Here is a 16,834-nt window from a genome sequence, read left to right on the forward strand (position 1 = left end):
AACCAGTGCTTCGTATCAGTAAATTGCCTGGCGGCCTTTATCGCGTCGCTGGGCTTTACTGATGGGCATGACCATGCGGAAGTGCACACCGGTGTCTGACGGCTCAATACTGATTTCGCCTTTCATGCGCTGCTTGATAATGTTGTAAACCAGATGCATACCCAGGCCAGTACCGCCGTCGCTCCGGCAGGTCGTGAACATTGGCTCGAATATCTTTTTCGCAGCTTCACGGCTGAGGCCGATACCGTCGTCCTGATAATCCATGATCAGGTTGTCTGAATCTTCTTCTACCGTAATAACCACAAGCCCCTCAGCCCGACCTGAAAAACCATGTTTCAGGGAGTTGGTGATAAGGTTAGTGAGTACCTGAGTGATCGCTGTCGGAGATGCCTGTATGCAGATATCCTCAGGGCAGTTAACCCGGATTTCGTACGGGTGATTGCGCAACATAGGCGACAGGCTACGCAGCAGATCAGAAATGGTTTTGTGAATATAAATCCAGTCGTTGTCATCATTGATATGACCCGCCGACACCGATTTGAAACTCTTCATCAGGCTGGTAGCACGGCGCAGATTTTCTCTCAGCAGCTCCAGGCTCTCAGAAACCCGCGACCATTCTTCCGTTTTTGCCAGCTCTGGATGTTCAGCGATGACCGCCTGTACATCATTACGAAGGCAGGACTCCATTGTCAGGCATAAGCCCAGTGGTGTTTCGATTTCGTGTCCGATGCCGGCAATCATGCCGCCGAGCGCGGATTGTTTTTCCGCTTCGATCAGTTGTGACTGGGTAGTGTTCAGTTCGTCGACGGTCTGATTGAGCTGTGCAATGGTTTCTGACAGGTGCTCGGTACGCTCCTCGACTCTGTCTTCAAGCTCGGTGTTCGCTTTACTTAACTGGTGTTGCGCCAGCTTGTTGCGCTCAAGCTCTTTAATCAGCTGCTCGTTGAGTTCACGAAAGGCCACCATCAATTGATCGACGTCGTCCATGGAGCGGCTTGGGCTGATATCGACTGGCGTCAGAATGCCGTGTTCAATCCGGCTGTTTACAGCCCGTGCGAGCTTAGTGATGCGTCGTGTGACAATCTGATGGAGTACGAGCACCAGGGCGCCCGCGAGCACCAACAGCAGGAGGAAGATACTGCCGATATAGGGGGAGGCATTCTCCAGTGCTTTCAGCCAGGGGCTACCATTGAAATACGCGACACTGAGATCGCCGACTAACAGTTCGTCGTAGTAAACCGGGATACGGGTAACGTGCGAATGGTATGGCCTTGTACCGGCCTCGGTACTGAAGTTCGTTGTGTCGACGGCACGGACATAAGAGACCCCCGGGTCCCCCTGTAAACCGGCTACAAGAAGACGTAACTGCTGTTTGTCGTACTGCCAGAGAGCGTGGGCAATGGCGGGTTTGAAGGTGTTCGTGATGCGCATCATTTCCTGATGCTCACGCTCAATTTCACGTTCAAACTGAATACTGTAGAGCAGGGTGCCGGCAATGCTGCCAACGAGGGTTAGCGTCAGGCAGATATACAGAAACATCCGACAGACGATGGAGCGTCTGGCGGATGTTGATATCTTCTGAGGTTCTTGGCTCACGCTGGCTCTTCCTTGTAATACTTGGACTCGCTTCCTGTTATCCCCCGGCGTAACGGTTACCCGTTATCGCTGGGCTGGCTGGTGAGCTTTCCACGCATGGCGCTGAAGTAGAGCAGCGGAATCACAACCAGAGTCAGAACAGTCGATACCAGAATACCAAAAATCAGCGAAATCGCGAGACCGTTGAAGATCGGGTCATCAAGAATAAAGAAAGCGCCAATCATAGCTGCAACGCCTGTCAGAGCAATGGGCTTTGAACGTACGGCCGCAGAGTGCACGACGGCGTCTTCGAATCGCATGCCTTCGCCTGTTTTCTGGTTAATGAAATCAACCAGCAAAATAGAGTTCCGCACAATGATGCCGGCCAGCGCGATCATCCCGATCATTGATGTGGCGGTAAACTGGGCCCCAAACAGGGCATGCCCGGGCATGACACCAATGACCGTTAATGGAATAGGCGCCATGATAATGAGCGGTACCAGATACGATCTGAATTGCGCGACCACGAGCAGGTAAATCAGGATCATGCCGATACCGTAGGCGATGCCCATATCCCGGAATGTTTCATAGGTTATCTGCCATTCGCCATCCCATTTCATTTCGATCGTGTCGGCCATAGGCGGTTGCTGAATGAACCATTGCTCCCAGTTCAGGTTGTGCTCTGGCATGTCCATGGCAATTGAGAACAAGCCATAGAGAGGACTGTCCAGTTCGCCAGCCATATCTGCGGTCACGAAGACTACGGGCTTGAGGTTCTTACGGTAAATGGTTTTCTCGACTGTCGATTTTTCAATCGTCACCAGGTCCGCGAGCGCAAAATAACGACCGTCTGCACTTTTTACTCTGAGAGTCAGGAGATTATTCAGACCGGTTTTATCACCTTCGGGTAACTCCAGACGAATCGGTAAAGGGTACTTCTGCTGGCCTGTATGAAGGTAACTGACATCTTCACCACCCAGCGCGGTATTAATTGCCTGCACAATGCTGGCTTGCGCTACGCCCACATGAGCAGCGCGTTGACGGTCGATACGTATCAGCCACTTCGCCTGATCATCTTCAATCATATCGTCGGTATCAACGATATCGGGTGTCGCTTCAAAGACTGTGCGTAGCTGTTTTGCTGCAGCTATCTGGCGTTCGTAATCGGGGCCATAAATTTCAGCGACAATGGGCGCCATGACCGGTGGTCCTGGCGGTACCTCAACGACTTTCACATTGGCATTCATTTTCTCGCCAATGGCTTGTAGAGGTGCGCGGACTGACAGAGCAATGTCGTGGGACTGGCGATCTCGCTGATGTTTATCGACAAGGTTGACCTGAATATCTCCCTGATGAGGAAGCCCTCTCAGATAATATTGTCGTACCAGACCGTTAAAGTTGATAGGCGCCGCTGTCCCCGCGTACATCTGAACGTCACGAATTTCAGGAACCGTCATCAGCTCTTCAGACAAGGCTTCCAGCACAGCGAGTGTTTCCTCGACGGGGGAGCCCTCAGGCATATCTACGACGATCTGAAATTCTGATTTATTGTCGAAGGGCAGCATTTTCATCACTACCGCGGTAAATACCGGCAGTGACACTGCGATCATGATCAGAAGAGTAATAGCGGCAAACAGTAACCCGCGTTTCTTTCCTGCACCTTTGCCTTCAATAAAAGGTCGCATCGACTTATTAAATACGGCATAGAGTTTTCCTGATGCTTCGTCGTCATCGTGCGTTGCTGGTGTGTTCTCGTGTTTCTCTGACACTTTTTTAAGCAGCTTGTATGACAGCCATGGTGTGACGACAAAGGCCACAACCAGAGAAATAAGCATACCTGTCGAGGCGTTAATCGGGATTGGACTCATATACGGGCCCATTAATCCAGAAACAAACGCCATCGGCATCAGTGCAGCAATTACCGTAAACGTAGCCAGAATCGTAGGGCCACCGACTTCCTCGACGGCGGTAGGAATAACTTCAAGAAGCTTTTTGCCGCCTTTATGCATATGGCGGTGAATATTTTCTACGACGACGATGGCGTCATCGACAAGAATACCAATGGAGAAAATAAGGGCAAACAAGGAGACTCGGTTGAGGGTGAAGCCCCAGACCCAGCTCGCAAATAAAGTGATTGCGAGGGTAATAAATATGGCGCCGCCAACAATAATGGCTTCGCGCCAGCTCATGGTCGCCAGTACCAGCACAACGACAGCGGCAGTCGCGAACAGGAGTTTTGCGATCAACTTGTCGGACTTATCCTTCGCTGTAATACCGTAGTCACGAGTGACCTCGGCAATGACGGTGTCTGGAAGCAAGCGGTTTTTCAATGTAGTAAGCCGAGCTTCAATGCCTTGTGTAATATCGACTGCGTTTGTCCCCGGCTGTTTGGCTATAGCAAGAGTGACGGCTGGCAGGCTGCTTTCCATACCAAGGGCCCGGTAGCTGACGTATTGCTCTGGCGTGTCATTGGCCAGCGTTATATCTGCAACATCAGCCAGGTATACCAGCCCGCTTTGACTGCGACCGACAATCAGCTGGCCCACTTCAGAACGGTCGCGGAGAAAATTTCCCGACTGAATCTGAATAACCTCGTTATTCTGGACGAGTGACTGACGATAGCCTCCGACATTCGCGCTCAGAAGTGCATTCCGGACATCGCTGAACGCGAGCCCGTGACCATTCATGCGTGCAGGGTCGAGTTTTACCTGTAAAACATCTGAGTGAGTTCCAATGCTGTAGATATCCCGCGTACCGGGTATCTGCTTCAGATCAGTCTCGAGTGTATGTGCAATGGCGGTCAGTTCGTTGGCGCTGATGGAAGCGTCTTTACCGCGCAGGGTAACACTCATGATGGGAACATCATCAATGCCCATCGGTTTAATGACCGGCTCCATGACGCCAAGGTTGGGTGGAAACCAATCTTTGTTGCTGTGCACCTGGTTGTAGAGATTCAGGATCGCTTCTTCGCGAGGAATTCCGACTTCAAATGCGACGGTCAGTATGGCCTGCCCCGGCTGACTGATTGAAAAGATGTCGTCGACTCCCTTTATTTCAGACATGACCTGTTCAGCGGGGATCGAAACCAACTGCTCAACATCCTGTGCACTGGCTCCCGGATATCCGATGAACACATTTGCAAAGGTCACGTCGATCTGTGGTTCTTCTTCTTTCGGCGTCACCAGGATGGCGAAGAAGCCAAGTAATAAACCGACGATGGCGAGGAGAGGAGTAATCGCGGAGTTCTGAAACGCGCGCGCGGTTTTTCCTGATATTCCCAGAGGTTGTGTCATGGTGTCCTCACTTACTTAACATCAGGCTTAGCATCGGTGCTGGTGCTACTGTCGGCACTTCTGTTGGCACTGGGTGAAATGTCGCCCAGTTCATCAAGCGCATTGGCCTTGATGGTTTCGCCAGCATTCAGACCCGCCAGAATTTCGTACCAGGTTTCTCCCTGGTGTTGTTGCGGGAGTTGTCTTTGAGCGCCGACGCGCACTTGTCTCAGAGTAGAGCGCTCGTTCATTGTGACAAAGACAGCGGTCATTTCGCCACGGCGCAGAATCGCGGCTTCAGGGACGAGAATGGCAGGGCGTGAGCCTACCTGAAGCTGAACTTTAACCCACTGGCCCGGAACGACCGTCTGGCTCGTATCTTCAGCAAGTGTTGCCCGCAGGCGGACACTGTGGCGGCTGCTATCTGCGAATGGGTAGAGGGTAACGCCTGTTGCTGGTGTGTGTGTGTCTTTTACCTGAATACTGACCTGACTGGTATCTGTGTACTTTGCAGCGATACGCTGTGGAACGTCTGTCACAGCGCGCATTGCGCCAGTGCCATAGCCACTCATTAGGGGTGTTCCCGGGCTGACAAACTCTCCGACTTCGACAAAACGCTCCATGATGATACCGGCGTAGGGTGCTGTGACTTCGGTATAAGAGAGCTGTGTGCGGGCCTGACGCAGAGCTGCTTTAGCTGCCTCGACGTTGGCAGCTGAACTTTTCGCCTGTGCTTCCGAACGGTCATATTCACCTTGAGAAAGTGTGCCTTGTTTAACCAGCCGTGCATTGCGTTTCAGCAGTGTCTGGGCGTCGTCGTTGAGTGCCTGGGCTTGAGCGAGCGCTGCTTCTGCTTGAGCTACCGCCGCCTTTTGTTGGGTGTTGTCGATACGGATGAGTATCTCGCCATTTTCTACTTTGTCGCCGACATCACCATTGATTGAGAGAATATTGCCACTCGTCTGTGCTGAAATCGTACCTGAGTTGACTGCTTCTATAGTGCCGTTGAGGTTAAAGGTATCTGGCAGCATAGTTTCTGTGATGGTGAGTGTCTCTGCCATCGAGTGAAGAGGCATCAGGATAACGCTGGTAAGCAATGCGCTGTTCAGAAACTTCTGGAGACTCATGGTTGTTCCTCTCTGGTTCTCTTCGGCTTATTCACTTCTGGCTGATTCCTGTCTTCGCCGGAAATGTCTAAATATTACTACTTGGTAATATGCTAATAAAAGAACATGTTTTGCGCAACTCTTCTGTGCCGAATGATTTAACATCATTCCATGTCCACTGTAGACAGGGTAGTCGACAGTGGACATGGCTTTCGACAAAACGGGCTTATACCGAGTGGGCTGGTGCAGAGGGCTTTCAGAAGTCAGTAAAAGGGTCGTGCCAGTCGTCAGGGATGTCGGGCCAGTGGCTGCCGGAAGGGGATGAAAACAGGCGCTGCTGTACCTGGCCGTCGTTGAACTCCAAAGCCCAGGCATGCAGATAGGTCCGGTCGGCTTGATCACCACCGTATCGGGTATCGCCGAGAATAGGGGCGCCGAGGCTTTTCATGGCAACACGCAACTGGTGAGTTTTTCCGGTATGAGGCTTCAGCAGAAAAAGGCGCTCACCCCCGGAGGTGTCAAACCTGCTCCAGAAACGGGTGATTGCGGGGTTATCGAGGGTGCGTAGAAGGCGGTAACTGCCGTTCCGGGCTTTACCCATATCGCCTTTGATGATGCCCTGCTTCTTCTTAGGCCGCTGCCGCGACAGGGCAAGGTAGTACTTACTGGTTGTCCGCTCTGCAAATTGCTGCGACAGGAAAGCGGCGCTCTCTGTTGAGGTGGCGACCAGAACCAATCCTGAGGTGACTTTATCCAGCCGGTGCACAGGCCAGAGCTTCTGGCCAAGCGCGGCTTCGGCTGCGGCGAAGAAGCCTGGCTCTCCGTCTTCACTGTGAAAGCTTTGGCCTGCGGGTTTATCCAGTACGAGCCAACCTTGCCCCTGAGCAATGACTGTGGGCGCCGACTCGGAGGGTTCAGTCGCAGAGGATTCACTCAACGGTGTGCGTCCTGCTCCATGATTTCGAGAAGACGTCTTACCAGGGCTTCGAAGAGCTCCGCTTGCTGATTACCTGACTCGGCGGTTGTGGTGTACATCAGGCTTTCTATTTCTGCTCTGGACATGTACTTAACAGCAACAGGGTTCGTCATAGAGGTTCCTTACGGGCAAGCTGTTCTGATCAGAAGCGGTAGCTGATCAGAAGGTTTGAAAGGATAGGGGCTGGAGGTGTGTCGTTTCCGGTGGCTGCCTTATTTTCCTGGCGGTAGTCACGGGTATCGCGGTAGGTCGCCGCGATTTCAAGAGTAAGGGCCTGGTATTGGTAACCTGTGCCAAGCTGCCATCCCCAACCATTAAAGACCTGTGGGTCAGCCTCGCCATTACGGCGCACATCAATCACTTCGCGATGCCATGCAGGCCCTGTGTGAATGCGGAATCCCGGCTGGGCCAGGCCGTAACCTATCATCATCTGGGTCTCATAGCCCCAAAGTGAGGTATCGCCCTCATCGAGTGCGTAAATAATAAAGCGGGAGCCGTGGTAGTTGTCCTGAGGAAATTCGGCAAAGATCGTAGTGCCTGACTGGCGGAAGTCCGGCATGTAGTCAGGAGCCGGGTGAATGTCGTACTTCAGGAGGCCAGCCCCGACTCTGAAGTTAGTAGGCTCAGCATGTACAGTATCGACCGTTGCGAAGATTGTTGCGAACACTGCAATGAGCGGCAATAGCAAGCGCATGATTTGGGCTCCAGATTAAGTCCCGCAAGGCTATCCCAGCAACCCGCGGCTGGCAAGCGCTACCAACGCGGCGTCAGGCCGGGTAAGCTAACACTCTGTTCGCTCCGCCGAACAGATACATTCTCTACCGGTGTTAGCGTGTCATATGAAGTGTGAGCCTGGCTGCGGCGCCTGCTGCGTTGCTCCGTCGATCTCTAGTCCGATTCCCGGAATGCCTGAGGGTAAGCCTGCCGGTGTCCGCTGTGTTCAACTCGACGACAACAACCTTTGTCGCTTGTTTGGCGATCCATCACGTCCGGATGTCTGTCATCAGTTCAAAGCTGACCCTGATATTTGTGGCGAGGGGAGTAAACAGGCCATGGCGAATCTGATTGAGTTGGAACGCATCACCTGACCTACCTCGTTGACTGGAGGCTAACGTGTATAAATTCGTATTTTTTGTACCAGCGGATCATCTGGAACCCGTGAAGGAAGCTGTCTTTGCTTCTGGGGCGGGCCGGATCGGTGACTATGAACATTGCTGTTTTCAGAGCAAAGGAGAAGGCCAGTTCCGTCCTCTCGAAGGTGCACAGCCACATATCGGCAAGGTTGGTGACATCGAGAAAGTCGTGGAATACCGCGTCGAACTGGTCTGTACCGACGATCTGATCAAAGCGGCAGTCGCCGCAATGAAGTTGGCGCATCCCTACGAGGAGCCTGCTTACGACGTGTGGCAGCTCGCTGATATCTGATCGTCAGTCATTGCCCGCGTGTAAAGCCTGGTCGGGGCGGATATCAAATACGTGAGGCCCGGTAGCGCCGTCGATAAAGCGCTTCAGTGTTTCTGATACCGTTGGGAAGGCGATCTTATCCCATGGGATTTCAGCGGGTGTGAAAAGCGCAACCTCCAGACTTTCAGGGCCGGCAGAAAATTCGGGTACCTGCATCTCAGCGAGAAAGAAAATATGTACCTGGTTGATGTGCGGCACGGTAATCATGCTGTAGAGGTTACCCAGTACAGGACGGGCTTCCGCTTCTTCCCAGGTTTCTCTGAGAGCCGCCTGTTCGGTACTTTCACCGTTCTCCATAAACCCGGCAGGGAGTGTCCAGTAGCCTTTGCGCGGCGAAATCGCGCGTCTACAAAGCAGTATCCGGCCGTCAAAAACAGGAAGTGTCCCGGCAACGATTCTGGGGTTTTCGTAGAAAATGGTGTCGCAGCTATGGCAGATGTGACGATGGCGATTGTCGCCTTCGGGAATATCGAAGGTGACTTCAGCTCGGCAATGGCTGCAGTATTTCATGATGATGGCCCCCAGTAGAACTGAGGGCAGTATATGCAATCAGCTATTAGCCTGCATAGGGAAGGCGAGAACCTGAGCCTGAGAAGGCGCTTCCAGTGGCATCACGAAGTCGTCTGCCGTCTCGCCCACAGCTGCATTCAGCGTCTGACGCATTGTGTACAGAGAATCGTGCATCATCTTTGAGATTTTGATGCATGCGCCCATCGGGTTATTGGCACGGCGGCGTTCCATATCGATCTGGAACTGCAGTCCACGCAGGCGGCGGTGGCAATTTGCTGGTGCTTCGGCGATGGTTTCTTCAATCAGTTTCAGGCGGATACGTTCCAGTGTTTCAGGATCGTTCTTCGCTAAGCGAACCATTTCGTCAAAAGATGGCATGTCCACGGCTCAATACCTCGTATCTGTTTCTAGATTCTGCAAGTCGCGCATTTGCATATTTCGGAAACTAGTCTACCCCAAGGTGAAAGCGTCAAACATACATCACTGCCATTGTTTAACCTGTCTAACTATCTGATTATCTTGAAAAAAATCTTTACTGTAACTTTGTGTTACTTGGAAAATTGTTATAAATCAGTGGGTTAACCGCTTGTTCAGCGAAAGTGGATTGCGGTTTTTCTAGTAGGTTAGGTTATTTAATTTATTGCTCTGATTATAAAATGATCTATAAATTGGTCAAGATACGACAATTAATGTAGTTTGATGTTTTTAGTATTCAGTGGCTGCGATTTTTTTGACAGGGCGTACGGATAGCCACGGATTACCTCTGAGCTTACAATGGCCATATGACGAATATGCCCCTACATGATCTGTTGTCGATGAAGCATCAACAGTTGACCCCCAGACAGATTCCTCAGCCTGACCTTGCTGAGGCCGGTGTCTTGCTTGCTCTTACCGATGAGCCTTCTCCGAATGTTCTTCTCACACGCCGGGCCGCACATCTGTCTTCTCACAAGGGGGAAGTGGCCTTTCCTGGTGGTAAACGAGACCCGGAGGACGACAGCATTGTAGCCACGGCACTTCGCGAGGCGCATGAGGAGGTGGCTCTGCACCCAGCGGATGTTACCGTCATCGGGGAGCTTGATCAGGTGGTCAGTCGTTTTGGGTATCTGGTGACTCCGGTTCTGGCGATTATTCCGCCTGGGCTTCAGCATGTGGCCAGCCCCGATGAATTGGATGCAGTATTCGAGGTGCCGCTGTCGTTGTTCACTCAGCCACCCAGTCGCTATTTTGAACGCGGGAGTATTCGCTTACCGAGCTACGATTTCGAGGACTTTCATATATGGGGGTTAACCGCCATGATGATTGCCGAATTTATGAATAACTTCTGGGATACGGATATCAGTCTCAAATACTGATCCTGTCGTCCCGGACATCTGAACCGCCTGTCGAGGTTCATCACTCGTCAGAACAAGAGGTACGTTATGTTTTACCGAATCGATGACCGAACTCCAGAAAAGAAAGAGGGGGTATTTGTCGCCAGCAATGCAACGGTTATCGGCAGTTGTGTTCTGTGTGAGGAATCGAGCATCTGGTTCAACGCTGTGCTGCGCGGTGACAACGATGTTATTACAGTGGGGCCCCAGTCAAATGTTCAGGATGGTGCGGTTCTACACACGGATTCAGGCATTCCTCTGACTTTGGGTAAGGGGGTGACTGTTGGTCATAATGCCATGCTGCACGGGTGCGATATCGGCGATTATTCGTTGATTGGTATTGGTGCTGTGATTCTGAACAAAGCTCGTATCGGTAAGCACTGCATTATTGGCGCCAACGCTCTGGTTCCTGAGGGCATGGATATTCCTGATGGTTCTCTCGTGGTGGGGTCTCCAGCGGTCATAAAGCGAGAGTTAACTGATATGCAGAAGAAACTATTGGAAGCGAGCGCCGCGCATTACGTGCAGAACGCTGAGCGTTATACGAGCACTCTGGAAGAAGTTGATTTATGACGGACACAAACGAAACGCCGCTCAGATCACCTTGTGTCAGTATCTGTGCTCTTGATGAAAATAATGTCTGTCTGGGCTGCTACCGCACCGGTCAGGAAATCACAGACTGGGGCAGCATGACGAATGACCAGCGTCGCGAGGTGATGCAGTTAGTCGGCGAGCGGGAGCGCGCGGCAATGAATTTTTTTAGTGTGGATACTTCAGCAGAATAGTCTCTCCGTACTACGCACATTTAACAGATTTGGATTGATATTATGACCACGATTGGTACTCCGTTCTCACCTTCGGCAACCCGCGTCCTTCTCTGTGGCTCGGGAGAGCTCGGAAAAGAAGTCGCTATTGAACTGCAGCGGCTCGGCTGTGAGGTTATTGCTGTCGACCGCTACGCCAATGCGCCTGCTATGCAGGTGGCTGATCGTAGCCATGTTATTTCAATGCTCGACGGCAATGCTCTCCGTGAGGTGATTGAGAGTGAAAAGCCTGCTCTGATTGTTCCTGAAATTGAAGCCATTGCGACAGATACTCTGGCTGAACTGGAGTCAGAAGGATTTAACGTGGTTCCGACTGCGCGTGCGACTCAGCTGACCATGAACCGCGAAGGTATTCGCCGGCTCGCGGCCGAAACCTTAGAAGTACCAACATCTTCGTATCAGTTCGCCGCTTCCGAAGAAGAGTACGAGGCTGCGGTAAAGTCCATCGGACTGCCATGTCTGGTGAAGCCGATTATGAGCTCCTCAGGCAAAGGCCAGAGTTTTGTTAAATCAGAAGATCAGATTAAAGCCGCCTGGGATTACGCTCAGGAAGGTGGACGTGCTGGTAAAGGTAAAGTCATCGTTGAGGGTTTTGTCGACTTCGATTTTGAAATCACTCTGTTGACGATCCGACATGATGATGGCGCTGGCAATACCGTTACGAGCTTCTGTGATCCTATCGGGCATCGCCAGGAAGATGGCGATTATCAGGAGTCCTGGCAGCCGCAGGCAATGACGGATGCCGCTTTAGGAAAAGCAAAGCAGATTGCAGAGAAGGTCACGTCAGAACTCGGTGGTCGGGGTCTGTTTGGTGTCGAACTGTTTGTGAAAGGTGACGAAGTTATCTTCAGTGAAGTGTCTCCACGTCCGCACGATACTGGGCTGGTGACTCTGATCTCTCAGGATCTCTCTGAGTTCGCTCTGCATGCGAGAGCAATCCTTGGTTTGCCGATTCCGAATATCGTGCAGACTGGGCCTTCAGCGTCTTCGGTTTTGCTGGTGGCCGGTGAATCGACCAATATGCAATTTGGTAACCTGACCGCCGCACTGAGCCGACCAGATACTCAGGTACGTTTATTTGGTAAGCCCGAAGTTGTGGGGAAACGCCGATTAGGTGTCGCTCTGGCACGTAGCCAATCTATCGAGGAAGCACGCGATACAGCGAATGCTGTGATTGCCGATATTTCTGTCACTTTATAAGGACGAAACCATGAAAACAGCACTCATTACCGGAGGCAGCGCTGGCCTTGGCAAGATCACTTCTGAGACTCTGGCAGGTCTTGGCTACCGGGTAGTGATTGCTGCGCGAGATGAAGTAAAAGGCCAGAGAGTGGTGCGAGAAATATTGGAAAAACATCCCTCCGCAGACGTCGAATTCGCTCAGGTGGACATGGCTGACTATACGAGTGTCGCTGAGTTTGCAGAAGCTATCGGCTCCCGATTTGATCAGATTGATCGTTTGATACTTAATGCAGGTTTGTTTACCTCGTCGATCCGGAAGAACGATGCAGGCCATGAATATATGTTTGCGGCCACGCACATGGGACATTTCCTACTGACTCACAAGTTAATGCCTCTGCTTAAGCGTTCTGATGATCCCCGCCTGATCGTAACCAGTTCTGTCGCTCATTGGGTTGGTAATATTCTCGATTTTAATGCGACCATCACGAATCCACCGCGAGGCGACCGCTTCCTGTTGAAGCAATTCCTGCTGTATGGACGCTCTAAACTAGCCAATATCCTGTTCGTTAACGGTCTTGAAAAGCACCTGAAGGACAGCAATGTAAAAGTATTTTCTTTTCATCCAGGTGGGGTGAAAACCGAGTTTTACAGGCAGTTTCCTGATTTGTTTGTGAAGCTGTTTTTCCCATTTCTTATTTCTGAACGAAAGGGTGCTGACACGCAGATATTTCTGGCGACGGATGATTCAAAGAGCCGGAACGGTGGATATTGGTGTCGCAGAAAACCAGGTATCAGAAGCCGGTCATCGCGTAGTGAAAAGCTTACGGATGACCTCTGGGACTTCAGTAAAGAGGTTTTTGGTATTTCTACTTTCGGTGAGTCATAACGGGACGTTGGTCGACTCAGGGCTGCAGATCTGATCTCTTCCTTGTGATTTGGCCTGATACAGAAGTTCATCGGCTGCCTTAAGCAGAGTATCTGTTTCGTCCGAGCTACCTGGTTGGCGTGCAATTACTCCAATGCTCGCGGTCACTCTGATGCTGTGACCAGAGACGGAGACAGGTACTTCTCTTATCAGGGACAGAAGAGTCTGCGCTGCTGCGCGAGCGGTGGAGAGATCTTCATCGGCCATCAGAATAATAAATTCTTCACCGCCATATCGGGCACAGACTGCATCAAAATTTTTAGCAACTGACTGAATACGGTTAGCGATATCGATCAGGCAGGCGTCACCTGCGGGATGGCCGTAGTGGTCGTTAATGGCTTTGAAGTGGTCTATATCTAACAATATCAGGCTTAACGAAGATCCGTCATAGGTAGCGTCCTGATGAAGTCGCTGAAATTCCTGGTCGAAGTGGCGTCGGTTAAACAGGCCCGTCAGCGGATCGGTGATACTCGCCTGATGCAGTTGTTCGTTCGTTTTCTCCAGCTCAACTGTTCTTTCGCGCACTAACACATCCAGTTTTTTATTCAGCTTTTGCTGTGTTTGCAGCAACTCCGCATTGCTCAGGCGCACGGCCAGCTCGGCCTTATGCCTCTTGTGCTGTTCCCAGCGCATACGTTGAGAAAGTAATAGTGCGTAGAAAATGGCCATGATAGTAAAGCCTACGTCGCCTGCGGAGCGGGTGACGGGTGTCGACACAATCAGACCTGTTTTTTCTAATATTGTGATGCCCATTCCTATTAACAGAAATGCACTGGCGCTGAAGCCGTAATAAGCGGGCTCGTACTGATCAAGGACCCTTATAGCCTGTGAACTGATGACGACCAGAGTAGCAAAAATGGCGTAGCCGGTAAGAAGCTTGATGGACAAAGAGTAGGGAATGTACATGGCGGCTATGGCCAGTATGACTCCGGAAGCAATAACAGCATTGAGGGCTTTAGAATACCCTGGACGGCTACGAGGCAAGTCGAGTGTCCTTTGTATGTAAAATATGCAGGACAGCGCAACGAGTGCATACGACCACGACAGAAAGTGGTTACTGTGTCGCCGGAGGCTTTCGAATGCGTATGCGTTTATGTAGCCCTGAAAGTAAGCGAAGATGCTGACCAAAGTAATAAGGAAGGCCGAATACCAGAAATATGAGGGTTCTCTGAGCTGGGCAAACAGAAGCAGGTGGTAGAGGGCAATCCCCACTAATATGCCGTACATCATCATGTCGAATACGGTTGTCCGGACCGAAGATGATACGAACGCACTTTGCGCCCAAAGTGTCAGCGGTACATTGAGAGTCGCCTCGGTTTTCACACGGACAATTATCTGGTGCTCACTCATCGCAGGGAGTCGGAAATCGGCAAGCAGATGTGGATGCTGTATCTTCTGAGCACTTGCAGGGCGTGTGTCACCCAACTGATGAAGGGTCTCATTGCCTGATTCATCTTTAATATACACATCCACTTCATCGAGCAGAGGGTAGGGGAAATCGAGAATCAGGTTTTGTGTCTCGGATGAGGTATTGCGCACGGCAAAGCGGATCCAGAGGTTATCTGGGTTGAATCCGAAAGTAAGTGTATCGCGGGCGACTTCCCAGTCGGTATTCATTTGCGGACGATCTGGAGATGCCTGCAACCTGTATTCCAGCCCTCCTTCGAGGTTGTAGTGTTCGAACGAGTTTCCTGTAATGACTGTGAGTGCCTGCGTTGGCATGCAGAACAGTAATACGAGAAACAGTGTTAGTCGCATATCGGGATAGTCCAGTGACGGAAGATTGAGGTAGTCAGTCATGTGTGTCAGCGAGTATGTCGTTTCCAAGCCGTTCTACTCATAAAAAACCCGCTGTAACAAGGTAGTTCAGAAATGTAGAATGCGCAGCATAGGCTGGATAGTTAAGAGATATTTTGAGTGCTTGACCTGAGAGTTACTCGCAGGTTTATCGTACACTGAGTTCGAAGCTAAACAGGTGAGTGAGTGTATGAAAGCGAGTGAGCTTGCGAAAAGGTTTGCCGTGAACGTGAATACCGTTCGGCATTATGTGCGGTCGGGGCTGCTGACACCCGGTAAAGATGCTTCGGGGTATCATAGTTTTGGCCACGAAGAAGTCAGGCGACTCTCGTTTATTTTGAGGGCTCGGGCGCTGGGCTTCACGCTGGATGATATCCAGCAACTGCTTTCGGATGCTACCCAGGGGCAGTCTCTTTGCCCTCATGCCCGTGAATTGATTGAGCTCAGGTTGAGAGAGGCTCAGGAAAAACTGATTAATATGCAGGCTTTGGTAAAGCGCATGGAGTCTGCGGTGGAAGAGTGGAAGAAATTACCGGACTGTTCCCCTTGTGGCGACCATATTTGCCATCTGATTGAAGGAGGTCACTATGAGTGACGATAAGAAAAGCTGCTGCAGTGCGTCATCTCCGGCAGACACGTGCTCAGATACTTCCAGTAAGCCTGCGGCAGAAAGTACTGGTTGTTGCGCTGGTAAGCCAAAAGAGCCTGTCAGTAGCTGTTGTGGCCCCGAGGCTACTGCTAGCAGTGGTGATGCTTCCTGTTGTGCTCCCACCGACAAACAACGCCGTGACTGGATTATGTGGACCTGCTTACCGGCGGTGGTGGTGGGCTATCTGGGCTTTCTGGTCGTCGGTCATACCGAGCAGCTTCCTGATTGGCTGGGCACTATGTTCCATACCAGCTATGAAATGGTGAATGCCATGTGGTGGGGAATACTGTCAGCGGCGTTCTTCGTTGGCATTCTCGGGCGGATTCCGCGTGAAGCGATCATGTCGGTACTCGGCAGGGGAGGCAGTAAGCGCGGTATATTCCGGGCGACGCTCGCCGGGCTGCTGCTTGACTTGTGCAACCATGGCATCCTGATGGTCGCGATGAAGTTATATGAGCGTGGAGCGAGTATCGGACAGGTGATGGCGTTTCTTATTGCCAGCCCATGGAATTCCCTGACACTGACACTTATTCTCGTCGGTTTGATCGGCCTGCAATGGACGTTACTGTTTATCCTTGCATCATTGGTGATCGCCTGGATCAGCGGTTGGATTTTTGATCGCTTGTGTGACCGGGGTGTCCTGCCCGGAAACCCTAACACTGTGGAGTTTGACGACATTGCGTTCTGGCCGTCTGTGAAAGCATCCTGGAAGGAACACGACTGGCGTCCTAAGGCCTTGCTCCAGATGTTCTGGGGCGGATTGAAGGAATCCAGAATGGTGCTGAGATGGGTGGTTTTCGGCGTTGTACTGGTCGCCTTGATCCGGGCTTTTGTACCGCCCGAGAGTTTTGGCGTGTGGTTTGGGGCAAGTATGTCTGGGCTGCTATTGACCCTGCTGGCCACCACGCTCATTGAGGTTTGTTCTGAGGGTTCAAGCCCCATCGCTGCCGACCTGTTCAATCGAGCCGGGGCACCTGGGAACGCGTTCACCTTTCTGATGGCTGGTGCAGCGACCGACTATACAGAGATTATGGCGTTGAAAGATACGACACGTAGCTGGAAGATTGCATTGTTTTTGCCTCTGGTTACGGTGCCGCAGGTTTTGGCTATCGGTTGGATTATGAACGTGGCAGGTACGTGACACTTGCAGGAACTCCTGGGTAAATGGATACTCTGTATAA

General features: G+C 51.6%; 18 protein-coding genes. 9 read left to right on the plus strand and 9 right to left on the minus strand.

Annotated elements, in window-relative coordinates; all coding sequences use genetic code 11:
* Window positions 1–15 precede the first annotated feature (15 nt).
* From BW941_RS05360 to BW941_RS05385, 6 genes are all read right to left on the minus strand, one after another.
* A complete protein-coding gene (locus BW941_RS05360; protein WP_139325755.1) occupies window positions 16–1,596 on the minus strand; it encodes a sensor histidine kinase in 1,581 nt (526 codons plus the stop codon).
* A 56-nt stretch (window positions 1,597–1,652) separates the two neighbouring features.
* Window positions 1,653–4,868, minus strand: coding sequence for an efflux RND transporter permease subunit (locus BW941_RS05365; RefSeq protein WP_076514622.1), 3,216 nt, complete (start codon window positions 4,866–4,868; stop codon window positions 1,653–1,655).
* Between the two features lie 11 nt (window positions 4,869–4,879).
* Window positions 4,880–5,974: an efflux RND transporter periplasmic adaptor subunit gene (locus BW941_RS05370; protein WP_076514623.1), complete on the minus strand. Its 1,095-nt coding sequence runs from the start codon at window positions 5,972–5,974 to the stop codon at window positions 4,880–4,882.
* 235 nt (window positions 5,975–6,209) lie between these two features.
* Window positions 6,210–6,890 carry a TIGR01621 family pseudouridine synthase gene (locus tag BW941_RS05375; RefSeq protein WP_076514624.1) on the minus strand — a complete coding sequence of 227 codons (681 nt, stop codon included), beginning with the start codon at window positions 6,888–6,890 and terminating at the stop codon, window positions 6,210–6,212.
* Window positions 6,887–7,042 carry a cell developmental protein SirA gene (locus tag BW941_RS05380; protein ID WP_068439891.1) on the minus strand — a complete coding sequence of 52 codons (156 nt, stop codon included), beginning with the start codon at window positions 7,040–7,042 and terminating at the stop codon, window positions 6,887–6,889. The genes BW941_RS05375 and BW941_RS05380 overlap by 4 nt, the downstream gene beginning before the upstream one ends.
* 29 nt (window positions 7,043–7,071) lie before the next feature.
* A complete protein-coding gene (locus BW941_RS05385) occupies window positions 7,072–7,623 on the minus strand; it encodes a hypothetical protein (protein WP_076514625.1) in 552 nt (183 codons plus the stop codon).
* A 145-nt stretch (window positions 7,624–7,768) separates the two neighbouring features.
* Between BW941_RS05385 and BW941_RS05390 the strand changes: the two genes are divergently transcribed.
* Both BW941_RS05390 and BW941_RS05395 read left to right on the plus strand, forming a co-directional pair.
* Window positions 7,769–8,017 (plus strand): YkgJ family cysteine cluster protein, encoded by a 249-nt coding sequence (locus BW941_RS05390; RefSeq protein WP_076514626.1) that lies wholly within the window; start codon window positions 7,769–7,771, stop codon window positions 8,015–8,017.
* Window positions 8,018–8,042: 25 nt separating this feature from the next.
* The gene (locus BW941_RS05395; protein ID WP_076514627.1) at window positions 8,043–8,354 is read left to right on the plus strand and encodes a YqfO family protein; all 312 of its coding nucleotides are present in this window, start codon (window positions 8,043–8,045) and stop codon (window positions 8,352–8,354) included.
* Window positions 8,355–8,357: 3 nt separating this feature from the next.
* On the opposite strand, the gene BW941_RS05400 is transcribed toward BW941_RS05395, so the two are convergent.
* Together BW941_RS05400 and BW941_RS05405 are read right to left on the minus strand one after the other, a co-directional pair.
* A complete protein-coding gene (locus BW941_RS05400; RefSeq protein WP_076514628.1) occupies window positions 8,358–8,903 on the minus strand; it encodes an NUDIX hydrolase in 546 nt (181 codons plus the stop codon).
* 39 nt (window positions 8,904–8,942) lie between these two features.
* Window positions 8,943–9,281: a DUF3135 domain-containing protein gene (locus tag BW941_RS05405; protein WP_245820051.1), complete on the minus strand. Its 339-nt coding sequence runs from the start codon at window positions 9,279–9,281 to the stop codon at window positions 8,943–8,945.
* A 413-nt stretch (window positions 9,282–9,694) separates the two neighbouring features.
* Here BW941_RS05405 and BW941_RS05410 point away from each other — a divergent pair, with 413 nt between their 5' ends.
* From BW941_RS05410 to BW941_RS05430, 5 genes are all read left to right on the plus strand, one after another.
* Entirely contained in the window at window positions 9,695–10,258 is a 564-nt protein-coding gene (locus tag BW941_RS05410; protein WP_076514872.1) for a CoA pyrophosphatase, read from the plus strand.
* A 66-nt stretch (window positions 10,259–10,324) separates the two neighbouring features.
* Window positions 10,325–10,849 carry a gamma carbonic anhydrase family protein gene (locus BW941_RS05415; protein WP_076514630.1) on the plus strand — a complete coding sequence of 175 codons (525 nt, stop codon included), beginning with the start codon at window positions 10,325–10,327 and terminating at the stop codon, window positions 10,847–10,849.
* Window positions 10,846–11,061 carry a DUF1289 domain-containing protein gene (locus tag BW941_RS05420; protein WP_076514631.1) on the plus strand — a complete coding sequence of 72 codons (216 nt, stop codon included), beginning with the start codon at window positions 10,846–10,848 and terminating at the stop codon, window positions 11,059–11,061. Before BW941_RS05415 ends, BW941_RS05420 begins: the two co-directional genes overlap by 4 nt.
* Window positions 11,062–11,103: 42 nt before the next feature.
* Window positions 11,104–12,300, plus strand: a complete 1,197-nt coding sequence (gene purT / locus BW941_RS05425) for a formate-dependent phosphoribosylglycinamide formyltransferase (protein WP_076514632.1) — start codon at window positions 11,104–11,106, stop codon at window positions 12,298–12,300.
* Between the two features lie 10 nt (window positions 12,301–12,310).
* Window positions 12,311–13,168: an SDR family NAD(P)-dependent oxidoreductase gene (locus tag BW941_RS05430; RefSeq protein ID WP_076514633.1), complete on the plus strand. Its 858-nt coding sequence runs from the start codon at window positions 12,311–12,313 to the stop codon at window positions 13,166–13,168.
* Here BW941_RS05430 and BW941_RS05435 read toward each other — a convergent pair.
* Entirely contained in the window at window positions 13,163–15,034 is a 1,872-nt protein-coding gene (locus tag BW941_RS05435) for a sensor domain-containing diguanylate cyclase (RefSeq protein WP_217693570.1), read from the minus strand. The genes BW941_RS05430 and BW941_RS05435 overlap by 6 nt on opposite strands.
* Before the next feature lie 160 nt (window positions 15,035–15,194).
* Between BW941_RS05435 and BW941_RS05440 the strand changes: the two genes are divergently transcribed.
* The gene (locus BW941_RS05440; RefSeq protein ID WP_076514635.1) at window positions 15,195–15,599 is read left to right on the plus strand and encodes a MerR family transcriptional regulator; all 405 of its coding nucleotides are present in this window, start codon (window positions 15,195–15,197) and stop codon (window positions 15,597–15,599) included.
* Window positions 15,592–16,794 (plus strand): permease, encoded by a 1,203-nt coding sequence (locus BW941_RS05445; protein ID WP_076514636.1) that lies wholly within the window; start codon window positions 15,592–15,594, stop codon window positions 16,792–16,794. Before BW941_RS05440 ends, BW941_RS05445 begins: the two co-directional genes overlap by 8 nt.
* Window positions 16,795–16,834: the final 40 nt, after the last annotated feature.

The sequence above is a fragment of the Thalassolituus maritimus genome, assembly GCF_900156675.1.
In the GTDB taxonomy this organism is placed as follows: domain Bacteria; phylum Pseudomonadota; class Gammaproteobacteria; order Pseudomonadales; family Oceanobacteraceae; genus Thalassolituus; species Thalassolituus maritimus.